12 protein-coding genes and 1 pseudogene are annotated in these 11,800 nt (G+C 58.2%); 1 reads left to right on the top strand and 12 read right to left on the bottom strand.

Going from position 1 to position 11,800, the window contains the following annotated elements; translation table 11 throughout:
- Positions 1 to 23: 23 nt before the first annotated feature.
- The 4 genes from B7Y64_RS18450 to pqqE form a co-directional block, all read right to left on the bottom strand.
- Complete coding sequence (locus tag B7Y64_RS18450; RefSeq protein ID WP_291325981.1) at positions 24 to 833, bottom strand: hypothetical protein; 810 nt, start codon at positions 831 to 833, stop codon at positions 24 to 26.
- Entirely contained in the window at positions 830 to 1,915 is a 1,086-nt protein-coding gene (gene serC / locus B7Y64_RS18445) for a 3-phosphoserine/phosphohydroxythreonine transaminase (protein WP_291325978.1), read from the bottom strand. Before serC ends, B7Y64_RS18450 begins: the two co-directional genes overlap by 4 nt.
- A gap of 5 nt (positions 1,916 to 1,920) precedes the next feature.
- A complete protein-coding gene (locus B7Y64_RS18440; protein ID WP_291325976.1) occupies positions 1,921 to 2,430 on the bottom strand; it encodes a urate hydroxylase PuuD in 510 nt (169 codons plus the stop codon).
- 103 nt (positions 2,431 to 2,533) lie between these two features.
- Complete coding sequence (pqqE, locus tag B7Y64_RS18435; protein WP_291325974.1) at positions 2,534 to 3,679, bottom strand: pyrroloquinoline quinone biosynthesis protein PqqE; 1,146 nt, start codon at positions 3,677 to 3,679, stop codon at positions 2,534 to 2,536.
- A gap of 581 nt (positions 3,680 to 4,260) precedes the next feature.
- Between pqqE and B7Y64_RS18430 the strand changes: the two genes are divergently transcribed.
- A complete protein-coding gene (locus B7Y64_RS18430; protein ID WP_291329540.1) occupies positions 4,261 to 4,806 on the top strand; it encodes an SRPBCC family protein in 546 nt (181 codons plus the stop codon).
- A gap of 170 nt (positions 4,807 to 4,976) precedes the next feature.
- On the opposite strand, the gene B7Y64_RS18425 is transcribed toward B7Y64_RS18430, so the two are convergent.
- The 8 genes and pseudogenes from B7Y64_RS18425 to B7Y64_RS18390 all read right to left on the bottom strand — a co-directional run.
- Entirely contained in the window at positions 4,977 to 5,777 is an 801-nt protein-coding gene (locus tag B7Y64_RS18425) for an ABC transporter ATP-binding protein (protein WP_291325970.1), read from the bottom strand.
- A complete protein-coding gene (locus B7Y64_RS18420; RefSeq protein WP_291325968.1) occupies positions 5,774 to 6,559 on the bottom strand; it encodes an ABC transporter permease in 786 nt (261 codons plus the stop codon). The genes B7Y64_RS18425 and B7Y64_RS18420 overlap by 4 nt, the downstream gene beginning before the upstream one ends.
- Positions 6,544 to 7,596 carry an ABC transporter substrate-binding protein gene (locus B7Y64_RS18415; protein WP_291325966.1) on the bottom strand — a complete coding sequence of 351 codons (1,053 nt, stop codon included), beginning with the start codon at positions 7,594 to 7,596 and terminating at the stop codon, positions 6,544 to 6,546. Before B7Y64_RS18415 ends, B7Y64_RS18420 begins: the two co-directional genes overlap by 16 nt.
- 4 nt (positions 7,597 to 7,600) lie before the next feature.
- The gene (locus B7Y64_RS18410) at positions 7,601 to 8,398 is read right to left on the bottom strand and encodes an ABC transporter permease (RefSeq protein WP_291325964.1); all 798 of its coding nucleotides are present in this window, start codon (positions 8,396 to 8,398) and stop codon (positions 7,601 to 7,603) included.
- Complete coding sequence (locus tag B7Y64_RS18405) at positions 8,395 to 9,618, bottom strand: ABC transporter substrate-binding protein (RefSeq protein ID WP_291325962.1); 1,224 nt, start codon at positions 9,616 to 9,618, stop codon at positions 8,395 to 8,397. Before B7Y64_RS18405 ends, B7Y64_RS18410 begins: the two co-directional genes overlap by 4 nt.
- 13 nt (positions 9,619 to 9,631) lie before the next feature.
- Positions 9,632 to 10,594, bottom strand: coding sequence for a PQQ-dependent catabolism-associated beta-propeller protein (locus B7Y64_RS18400; protein WP_291325960.1), 963 nt, complete (start codon positions 10,592 to 10,594; stop codon positions 9,632 to 9,634).
- A 62-nt stretch (positions 10,595 to 10,656) separates the two neighbouring features.
- A complete protein-coding gene (locus B7Y64_RS18395; protein ID WP_291325958.1) occupies positions 10,657 to 11,373 on the bottom strand; it encodes an ABC transporter ATP-binding protein in 717 nt (238 codons plus the stop codon).
- 18 nt (positions 11,374 to 11,391) lie between these two features.
- Positions 11,392 to 11,700, bottom strand: a pseudogene (locus tag B7Y64_RS18390) (DUF779 domain-containing protein); the annotation flags it as partial.
- Between the last annotated feature and the right edge of the window lie 100 nt (positions 11,701 to 11,800).

Below are 11,800 nucleotides of genomic sequence, written 5' to 3'. Positions count from 1 at the left end.
GCAATAAGTGACGGTACGAAAAGCTAGCACTGGCGCGGAGGTGGTGTTGGTAGATCGTTGATTTCATTGACTTTCCTGTTCACTTTCAAATCTGCGATTGCCAGCAGCGGCAACAGGCAGGCGCTGCCCTGTTCGGTAAACACCCGATGCACCTGAATCCCGCTCGCACCGGCGTCCAGCGCGGCCCGCACATCGGTGCCGCTGCGAATACCGCCGACCGCCACCAGTTGCGTCTCGGTATCGATGCACTGCGCCCATGCGTGCAACCAGTCGAGGCGCTCAGGCCGCTGCGGCAGCACCACGATCAACGCATCGAAACCCGCAGCCAGCGCCATCTGCGCCGCCGCCGGCAGCGACGGCCCTTCCAGCGGCAGTTTCAGCGTCAGCGCGACACGGCGCCGGCTATCGACCGTCAGCCATTCGCGCTCATTGGCGACCGCGGCCAGTGTGCGGGTCAGCAGTCCCGCATAGGGTGCGGTCAGCAAGGGCCGGTTGGCAGCAGCGCTCAAATTGAAACTCAGGTAATCGGCGACCGGCCATGCGACTTGCAATCCGGCCAGCCAGTGCGCGTCCAATGCCGTCAATTCTGCGCCCTGCGCCAGACCCAGGCCGACGCCGATCAGCGCGCTGCCTTGTACAGCGCGCAGCCGGGGGCCGAGCGCAGCCAGGCGCTGCGTCAGTAGTGAGACGCTGGAAAGGTGGCCCGATTCCAGATCCGGGGCGACAGTACCGAACTCGACGCTGCCGAAACCGGCTGTCAGCAATTCGGCTGCGCGGCTGCCGTCGCGGTCGATGCCGCCGGCCAATCCCACGCGCGGCAACAAGCATTTCATCCGTAACGCCGTGCAAAGTCAGCCATGCATGCAGTCAGCGCCGCGACACCGGCTTCCGGCATCGCGTTGTACAGGCTGGCGCGCAGTCCGCCGATCTGGCTGTGGCCGCGCAGATTATGGAGGCCGCGCTGTTCGGCCGCGGCGATAAAGGGCTCGGTCAGCGCATCATTTGCCAGGTGAAAGCGCACATTGCTAGTCGAGCGGTGGCCGGACGCCACTGGCGCATGATAAAAGCCGCCGCTGCCATCGATCGCCGCATACAACTGCGCAGCCTTGCGCCGGTTGCGTTCGCCCATTGCAACCAGCCCGCCATGGTCGGCGATCCAGTCGAACACCATGCCGGCCAGCGCGATCGCGACGGTCGGCGGGGTGTTTACGCAACTATGCTGCTCGGCCTGAATCCGGTAGGAAAACGGCGTCGGCGCCAGCGGCGCCGGGCGTTGCAACAAGTCTTCGCGCACGATCACCAGCGTCATGCCGGCAATCCCGATGTTTTTTTGCGCTGCCGCATAGATCAGCCCGAAGCGCGATACGTCCAGCGGCGCGGTCAGCAGGCACGAAGTCGCGTCGGCCACCAGCGGGACGCCGCCGCATTCGGGCAACGCCGGGTAGGCGACGCCGTCAACCGTTTCATTAGGCGTGATATGGCAATATGCGCTGTCTGGCGGCAGTTGCCAGCCCTCCAGCGGCGGCGCGGCCAATGGCGCGCTGCCGGTAAATTGCGCGGCCAGCGTGATATCGGCGAAGCGCGCAGCCTCAGTCATTGCGCGCCGCGACCAGTAGCCGGAATCCGCATAGGCGGCGCGGCGCGAGTCGCCCAATAAATTGAGCGGCACCATCGAGAACTGGTGCATCGCGCCGCCGGCCAAAAACAGTATCCGGTAATTATCCGGCAGCGCCAGCAGTTCGGCCAGGCGCTGGCGCGCATGCGCGAGCGTGGCGCGAAATACAGGGCCGGTAAAGGGCCGCTCGGCCGCGCTGATGCCGTCGCCGCCGCGCACCAGCAATTCCTGCTGCGCGCGCGCCAGCACCGGGTCCGGCAGCCGCGCCGGGCCGGACGCGAAGTTGTAACCCTGCATCATGGGCATCATTTGAACAGATAAGCGCCGCCGTGCGCGCCGGCCGCCATGAAGAACAGCAGCGGCACCGACAGCATCGTGTTGGTGCGCGACGACAGGTGACTGATGCGCGAGCAGCGCAACCGCTCAGGGATCGTGGCAGGCACCAGCCCCAGCACTTTTTGCTGGTGCGGCCACAGCACGAACCAGACATTGAGCATCATCAGCGTGCCGATATACATGCCGATGCCGATCGGCGCCAGCGCGCCATGCAGACTCAGCGCATCGCCCAGCGTACCGCGATGCCATAGCATCAGCAAGCCCGCGCACCAGGTCGCTACCGATGCCCAGCGGAACATGCCATGCTCGCGATTGAGCAGCGCCTGGAAGCGCGGGCTGTCGTCGCTGCTCAGATCCTGCGCGCACAGCGGCCGGTAGGTCGGCCGCTGCACCACGCTGGAATAATTATGTCCAACCCAGACCACTCCGGCCAGAAAGTGTACCCAGCGCAGCACCAGGTCGAAAATCGCAGCTTCCATCGCAGCCTCACAGAATCACAAAATGCAGCAGCGCCAGCAGCACCGCGGTCAGTAGCGCCCCCAGCATCAGAGTGCCGGTTGCAGTGTCGTATGGATGGCCCATTCAGTCCTCCAGGAAGGCGGTTGACATCACGCCGTTGGCGCGCCTGACCAGCGGCTTATGAAAGCGAATCGGCTGCGCGGCTGCCTGTACTGCGGCTTGGATCAAATGATGGTGCGGCGATTTGCTGCAGGCCGGATCGGTATTGCCGGCGTCGCCGGTGAGCAGGAAAGCCTGGCAGCGGCAGCCGCCGAAATCCTTTTCGCGCTCGTCGCAGCTGCGGCATGCTTCCGGCAGCCAGTCCAGCCCGCGGTATTTGCGAAACAGCGGCGACTCGTGCCAGATCCAGTCCAGCGGCCGGTCGCGCACCGACACGAATTCCAGTCCCGGAATCATGCGCGACTCTTGGCATGGCATCGCCACGCCGTCCGGCGCGACGGTCAGGTGGATCGCACCCCAGCCGTTCATGCACGCCTTCGGGCGGTCTTCGTAATAATCGGGGATCACATAGTAGATCGCCATTTTCTTGCCCAGCTGTGCCCGCTTGCCCTGCACTACTGTTTCCGCCGCGCGCACCTGTTCCAGGCTCGGCATCAGTTCTTCGCGATTGATCAGCGCCCAGTTGTAATACTGCAAATTGGCCAGCTCCAGGTATTCGGCGCCGAGGCTGGCTGCATAATCGATCATTGCGCCGACCTGGGAAATGTTCTGACGTCCGACCGGCATGTTCAGCACCATCGGAAAACCGTGCGCCTTGATCAGCCGCGCCGCTTCCAGTTTCAGCAAATGCGCTTTGGCGCCGACCAGTTCATCGGTCAGCGCAGCCTCGGTGGACTGCATTGATAGCTGGATCTGCTTTAAGCCAGCCTGTTTCAGCGCGATCAGGCGTTCTTCGGTCAGGCCGACGCCGGAAGTGATCAGGTTGCTGTACAGACCGATTTCTTCCGCATACGCGACCAGTTCTTCGAGATCCTTGCGCTGCAGCGGTTCGCCTCCGGTAAAGCCGACTTGCAGCGAACCCAGCGCGCGTGCCTCGCGCATCACGCGCCGCCATTCGTCGGTCGACAGTTCCAGCGCGGCGTAATCCTCGAAATTAAGCGGGTTGCTGCACCACGAGCATTTCAGCGGGCAGCGATAAGTCAATTCCAGCGCCAGCCACAGCGGCTTGCCCTGGCCGTCCAGGCTCACTCCGGTAGATTCCTTGGGCATGGCGACATCCTTTCCGATAGTCAAACGATATGCAGATGAGATTCAGGCGATCCGGAATACCCGGAACATACGCACCATTATCGGATGCCCGTCTCGCTGAAAAACACCAGAAAGACGGGAACCGGAGATCGCGATTAACCGGAGCCGAGCCTAGCGATTTTCTGTAGCAGCGGCGGCCGCTGGAGGTTGCTATTTTTTGCGCGCATATACAAGGGGATGTATATTTATTTCCGCACAAAAATAAAGAGGCAACAGCCTGTATTCTAGCAATACTCCCGCCATATACGACTGCAAATAATTTTTCGCCTGGCGTGTTAATCTGCGGCAAACTTTCCGGAACGCTGTGCGCCGCCAGTCTTGTCACTTTCACGTTGGGAACCGCCCGCTGTTTTTGATAAATAGCAAATTTAGCTTTGACGGCTTAAAAATCCTTCCGCTCGCCGGCTCCGGAACGAACCATACTATTTTTCTAATGTCATATCCGTTCGCTGTTGTGAAAAAGATATTTAATTTTTGAAGCCAGCGCAAAAATGTCATACCCAGTGCATGCAAATGAACTCTCATCGTAAAGGAGATGCAAAATGCCAAACAGACTTGTTACAGCCGCCGCGATTGCCGTGGGCGGAGTTCTCTTGTCGAAACAGCTGAAAAAAATGCGTGATTCAGGCATGAAGTCATCGGTTGAAGAATCGATCGAAGTCAATGTACCGGTGAGCACTGCATACAACCAATGGACCCAGTTCCAGGATTTCCCGCGGTTTATGGACAGCGTGCACGAAGTGCGGCAACTCGATGACAAACATTTACATTGGCGTGCCGATGTTGCCGGGAAAGAAAAGGAATGGGACGCGGAAATTACCGAACAAATTCCCGATAAACGCATCGCGTGGCACAGCACGAGCGGGACAAGCAACGCAGGGGTGGTTACTTTCCATAAAATCTCGGATGCAAAGACCAGAATCATGCTGCAAATGGATTACGACCCTGAGAGCGTAGCCGAACACATCGGCGATGCATTCGGTGTAGTAAAAATGCAGGCCAAAGGCAATTTGAAGCGGTTCAAGGAAATGCTCGAAAGCCGCGGAAAGGAAACCGGCGCCTGGCGCGGAACGGTCACAGAACATTGATGCACGGTTTGACGGCCTGATACCGATATCCGTTTATCGCCTGCAGTACGGAGCACGGTATCAGGGTGAAAAGTCCAAGACCGTTTAACGGATATTTTTATAGCATTGACGCCAGTCTTGGCGCGCGGTTACGGCAAAAATCCCCTATTGAAAGACCGAGCGCTCTGCGCTCAATATTTCGCTGTTTGCAGAACCGTATCAGACGGGGCTTTTTCCTGCGTGGGCGACAGCCGTCCTTCCAGCAATTGCGGATGCTGCTCGAGCAGCGAGGTATGCAGTTTCTGCACCGCCATGTCTTCGATGGTGCGCGGGCGCCGCAACTCGACTGCGAAATCCAGAATGACTCTGGAAGGCCGGGACGAAAGGAATAAAATTCGGTCGGCTACGCTGAGCGCTTCGCGCAGACTGTGGGTAACAAACAGCACGGTCGGACGCGTGCGTTGCCACAGGTCTTGCAGCAACACTCTGAGTTGACTGGCAGTCGGTGCATCGAGCGACTGAAACGGTTCATCCATCAGCAATACATCCGGCTCGACGATAAAAGCGCGCAGCAACGCAACCCGGCGCTGCATGCCGCCTGATAACTGGCCTGGGAACAGTGCGCCGCACCCGGGCAAGCCGACCAGCGCCAACAAATCCTGCAAGGAGGCGGTTTGCTGCGCACGCGCATGCGGAGCGAGCACCATTTCCAGATTTTGCTGCACGGTCAGCCACGGCATCAGCCGCGGCTCCTGGAACATGAAGCCGATTGTCGGAGCAGCCTGAGTGCCCGCTTCCGAATGCAAGGCGATGCTGCCTTCCAGTTTTCGATCCAGTCCCGCGATCAAATTGAGCAAGGTAGTCTTGCCGGCGCCGGAAGGGCCGATAATCGCGACGAACTCGCCGGGCTGCGCGGTAAATGCCAAGTTTTCAATCGCGCAACAGCCGTTCGGATACGCTTTCTTGCGGATATCGATCGTCAACGAATTCATGTGCGCCACCGGTTCAGATGGGTTTCGAGCGGGCGCAACAGCAGCGCTTCGATACCGAAAATCACTAATGCGAATGCCAGCGTATAAGCCAGAATGCCGGTGATGTCGAAAAAATGAAAATAACTGCCGATCTGAAAACCGACTCCATTGCTGCGTCCCAGCAGCTCTACCACCAGCACGATTTTCCAGATCAATGCCAGCCCGTTGCGGGCCGAGCCGAACAAATAGGGAATCAGTTGCGGCAGATATACCTTGAAAAAAGTCTCGCGGCGCGACAAGCGATACACGTGCGCCACTTGCAGCAGATTCTTGTCCACCGCGCGCGCCCCTTCGCGCAAACTGATGGCAACCATCGGAATCTTGTTTATGGTCACCGCCAGCACCGCCGCCGTTTCGGACAGGCCGAACCAGATGTAGCACAGGATGATGGTCACCAGGGCTGGGATATTCAGGCCCAGGATCAGGAAAGTATCGAGTACGCGATCCCAATTTCTCGAATTGCCCATCAAAATGCCCAGCGCGACGCCGATCAGCATCGCAGCGACAAAGCTGAATCCGACCCGGCGCAACGTCATGCCGAGATGAAACAGCAAATCGCCGGCACGCAACTCGTGCCATAAAGTCGATATCACCGCACTGGGCGGCGGCAGGGTTTTGCTATCCAGTGTTATCGCCAGCACTTGCCAAACGCAGACAAACAGCAACAGCGGCAAAATTCGCGCCCAGCGCCCTTGCATCAATTGCATGCCGGATTCCAACGCAGGTTTCAATGCTTGCTGCATGGGGGCAGTGAAAAACCGGGCCAGAAAGTGCCGCTTGTCAGGCTTCTGGACTTGCCAACCAGTTTTTCGCCGCCCGTCTCGGCCAGTATCTTGAAGGTGGCGGCAACTGCGGTCATGGTGTCTGGATCCGAGCATGTAGGAGTGCCCGCCCGGAATTTCGCACGCAGCGCTTTGAAGACTGCATCGTTTTCCGCCCGCATTTTTGGCCTGAGGCGGTCCCATTGCGCATCCGAACTGGCCAAAATGGCTTTCGCTTCATACGATGCCGCCAAGAAGCCTTTGACCGCTGCCGTATTGGCAGCCGCCCAATCTTCGCGGAACACCCAGCCGATCAATGGAATCGGCTTGTCAATTCCCAGTCCTTTGAGGATTTCCGGCACTTCGATCAATGGCCGCATGCCGCTCACTTCCAGACGCGCCGCATAATTCCAGAAATTCAGTGCCGCATCCACTTGCCCGCGCAAAGCCAGTTCATTGAGTAACGGCGGCGCTGCATAATTCGGCTCCGCCGCTTGCGTCAGATCGACGCCGAGCTTGCGTTGTGCATACGCGCGCAGCAACAGCCAGGTTTTATCCATCGGGCCGCCTGCAATCCCTATTTTTTTGCCCCGCAAATCGGCTAATTGCTTAATGCCGCTATCGTGCTTGACCATTACCGCTCCCACCGCGTTCGAATACGGCGCGAACGTATACATATGGGACTCGGCACGCTGGCGGGTCACCCAGATCCAGTCGGATACGATCATGTCCACCGCACCGCCTTGCAGCGCCACGGTGGAAGCGTCGCCGGACGCCAGCGGCACGATTTTCAAATCGATGCCACGCTTTTTAGCGAGTTCGCGGCTTTGAATCACTTCCAGTTCCCAATTGACGGTACCGAATTCCAGCACGCCTACACGCAGCGGTGTTAACGGCTTTTCGGCCGCCTGCAGAACGGACATGGAAAGCAGCAAGCACAACGCTGCCAAGATGCGAAAGTAGAGGCGAGTCGCCATTGCGCTGCTCCATGCAAAATAATGAGGGATGATCAGAGCCATGTTCTTACGCAGATTTGATCAAGCCTCGCTGCGGGTCATATCCGACTGCAGCGATTAAATAAAAAACGATAGTACTGATTGCAACCACGGTCAGAGAAACCGGCTCGATCTGGCCGTACAGTGCGAAACGCAATGCTTCGATTGCATGCGTAAACGGATTGAAACGGGTCAGTACATAAATCCATTGCGCGCCCGATTCCTGGATTTTCCATAAAGGATACAAGGCTGTCGACAGAAAAAACATCGGGAAAATCACGAAATTCATGGTGCCGGCGAAATTTTCCAGTTGTTTGATGTATACCGACAGCATCAGCCCGAAGGCAGACAGCATGAAAGCACCCAGTGCGACGATCGGCATTGCGATGGCGATTTGCCTGAAGGTGAGATCAATACCGAACAGCAGCGCCAGCAGGAAAAAAGCGACAACTTGCAGCACCGACAGAAAAGTGGTGCCCAGCAGTTTGCACGCCAGCAAATAAGCGCGCGGCAGCGGCGCGGTCAGCAATAGCCGCATCACACCCATCTCGCGGTCGTACACCATCGCCAGCGACGATTGCATGCCATTGAACAGGCATACCATCATTGCCAGGCCGGGCACCATATAGACCCGGTATTCGACGTACGTGTCATAGGGCGGCAGGATCGCTACCCCGAATACGTTCTGGAAGCCGGCCGCGAACACCACCAGCCATAGCGCCGGGCGTACCAGCGACGAAATCAAGCGGCCCGGCTGGCGCAGGAATTTGTGAATTTCGCGCCCCGCAATCGCGCGCAGGGCCAGCAACGCGTGTGCGGTTTTCATTTTTTGCTTCCGGCTGCGTTGCTGCCATTGTCGCTAAGCTTGCAGGGCGATTCCTTTTGATCGGCGCCCAGCGTATCGAGGTTATTGGTCGGATGCAAAAAGCCATCAAAAGGCGCAACCCCGGCGATACCGCCGCCGATGCCGCCATGGGCAAGAAACACCGGTTGCCGCAGTTGCTGATCCCACGCGCGAAACGACAGGCGCGCGCCCTTGAAGCCGTCCAGCGCCAGATCCGGGCTGCGCAATGCACGCCGATGCGTGCGTGCGTCCGGCAGCTTGAGCGCGACTTCGATAATCGCCTTGGTCGCAATCCATGCGGCCCAATCGGCGCCCGCCATGGGCCGGTTTGTGATTTTTTTGAAACGCCGCGACAATTGCGGCGCGCCGTAGCGCTCCCACGAGGTTTGCCAGGCTTCTGCCACCAGCCCGGCGCTGCCGACCACGGGCCGCGGCAAATTTACTCGGTAAGGCACATCGCGCGCGAATTCACCGTCGGCATCCACCACCCACACTACATCGGCATCGATCCCCGCAGTGAGCAATGCGACATTGCCCAATTCGCGCTCGCGCGGGTCATTCGACAGCTTGAAAATTTTATCTGCGACCACCTTGATGCCGTAACGCTTGATCGCCTGACGCGTTGCACTGATACGCGATGCGTCGGCGGCTGCAGTGCTGGTCAGCAACAGCACGCGGGTCCATTTGTGCGCGGTCAGGAATTGCGCGGTCGCGTCCGCCATCATCGATTCATCCGGCAGCGTATGAAACAGGTTCGGGCTGCAAGCGGCACGGCGCAAATTATCTTCCGGCGCCGACACATTGAACAGCATTACATCGGTAGTTTGCAACGACTTGCTCAGCTCCGCTACCGTGACGCCCGGCAGGTCGAGCAGGAAATGCCGGACGCCCTTTTGCGCCATCGCAACGATTTGCGTGCGTGCCTGCTGCACGGTATCCAGCGGGATTTCCTGCAGCGCAATTTTCAGGCCGGCATTGGACAGCTGGAATTGCGATTCGGCAAGGGCGACTTCGGCGCCCGCTTTAGGCCGGCCTAGCGGGTGACCGGGAAAACTTTTCTCCAGCCGTTTCGATGCATAGCGCGCATCGTCCGGCGCATAGACGACGCCGATCGTCAAATCGCGTGCCTGCGCGGCACAACTTCCGCCTGCCAGAAGAGCACAAGCGAGCAGCGTGCGCCAGCGACCAGAATTGGTATTCAAATCGAAAGTGGGCTTAATCATCGATTACCACGCTATGCGGCACCCGGCCAGCCTTTATTGTTTTCACTGCACGGCCTCGGGCGACATCGACCACTGAAACATCGTCCGACAAGCCGTTGGCAGCATACAGCGTCGCATTGTCGCGCGACAGCGCCAAACCCCATGCGCGCTTGCCCACCAGAATCAGATTCTGCACTTTCATGCTTGCCACATCGACCACCGCCACATGATTTGCCTTGCCCAGCGCCACGAAAGCGGTTTTGCCGTTGGTGGCCATCGTCACTCCCACCGGAGTGATATCGTCGGCACGGAAGCCCTTCGGCTGGAATTTGACCGTGCCCTTGATGCTATAGTCGGCAGTGCGGATAATGCTCACCGATCCCCCGAGTTCACAGGTGACCCACAGCTCCTTGCCGTCCGGGGTCAAGGCAAAGCGACGCGGACGCTGGCCAACTTCGATATTCTTGACGATTTTTCTGCTGGCAATATCGATCACGTGCACCAAGCTTGCAACTTCGGAAGTCGCATACAGCGTCTTGCCGTCCGGCGTCACCAGCACGCCTTCCGGTTCTTGGCCAACCTTGATTTCGCTGAGTATTTTTTTGCTGGCAAGATCGACTGCAACGATAGTGGCTTCGTCTTCATTCGAGAAATAGAGCTTTTTGCCATCGGGCGACAGGTCGAATATTTCCGCGCCCTCTTGCAGCGGTATCTTGTCCACTATTTTTTTAGTAGCAACGTCGATCACCACCGCGCTGCCGTCATCGCCGCATAACGCGATCAACCGCAGACGATCCTTTGTGAGCTGCATATGGCGCGGGCGCTTGCACACCTTGATCGCTGCGATCTGTTGCTGGGTCTTGCCGTCCAGTACGGTGATCAGATTATCCTTTTCGCTGGAAATGAATACCGCTCCGGTTTGTTTGGCCGACGCAACTGTCGGTAGCGCAAAGCCCACTGCGATCGCAATCGTCATTGCGCACGCCGGAAAAATTTTTTGTATGGTTATTTTCATGCGCCCCTGTCTCCCGTTGTTTATTATTCGGTCAAGCGTAAAAAAGCATCGGTCAATGTCGCGCATTGCTGAGCCGCCACCAGTTGCGCCGACAATCCGTCGAATTGCACCCGGCCTTTGGCCATCACGATAATGCGGTCCGCGCTGTCGGCCTCGTCCACCAGGTGGGTGGCCCACAAGACCGCCATGTTTTGCTCCTTGCACAGGGTTTTGACATCCGCGATGATTTGCATGCGCGAAGCGGGGTCGATTCCGACCGTGGCCTCGTCCATCAACAGCAATTTGGGATAGGTGAGCAACGCGCGCGCCAATTCCACCTTGCGCCGGTTGCCTCCGGATAAAACACGTGCGGTATCGTGTGCGCGTTCCGACAAGCCGAAACGCGCCAGGCACAAAGCGATGCGCTGCTTTGCCTCATGGCGGGGAATGCCGTGCAGATCAGCCTGAAATTGCAGATTGGCGGTGACGCTCAAATCCAGATCCAGCGCCGGTTGCTGAAATACGATTCCCAGTTGCGACAACGCAGCAATCGGTGTTTTTCCAATGTCGGCGCCGCCAATCACGGCAGTGCCCGAATCGGCGGTAAAAAGTCCCGAAAGGATTTGAAATAGCGTGGTTTTACCGGCACCGTTGGGTCCCAGCAATGCCAGGAATTCTCCGGCGGCAACGTGCAGACTGACGTTATCGAGTGCTTTGCGCTGCCCGAACGATTTGCAAATTGAAGTCACGTTCAGCGTCAAATTGCTCCCCTATGATTCTTAAGTCTGGTCCTGCTGTTCCAGTGTCGCCCATTCCGCATCGGTAAACAAGCGCGAGCGCGTCAGAAAACGCTTGCCGCTACCGTTTTCCAGCGAAAACATGCCGCCATTACCGCTCACCACATCGATGATCAGTTGCGTATGTTTCCAGTATTCGAATTGTTCCATACCCATGTAAAACGGCGTGCCATCAAGGTCGCCTAAATGGATATCGGTATCGCTAACAGCAAATTCCCCGGCTGGATAGCACATTGGTGCACTACCGTCGCAACAACCGCCGGATTGGAAAAACATCAGCGGTCCGTGTTTTTACGGATAGGAAATTCAACCGCATGAGGCCAAGTATGGCACGAGTTTTGGGCCTCGAAACACGTTCGGCCAAGGAAGGTTGAGCGCTCGCTTGCCGCTC

The organism is Acidovorax sp. 35-64-16 (genome assembly GCF_002281195.1).
GTDB classification, from domain to species: domain Bacteria; phylum Pseudomonadota; class Gammaproteobacteria; order Burkholderiales; family Burkholderiaceae_C; genus Acidovorax; species Acidovorax defluvii.
The sequence above is the reverse complement of the archived record's forward strand: the minus strand, read 5'-3'. Positions and strand labels throughout refer to the sequence as shown.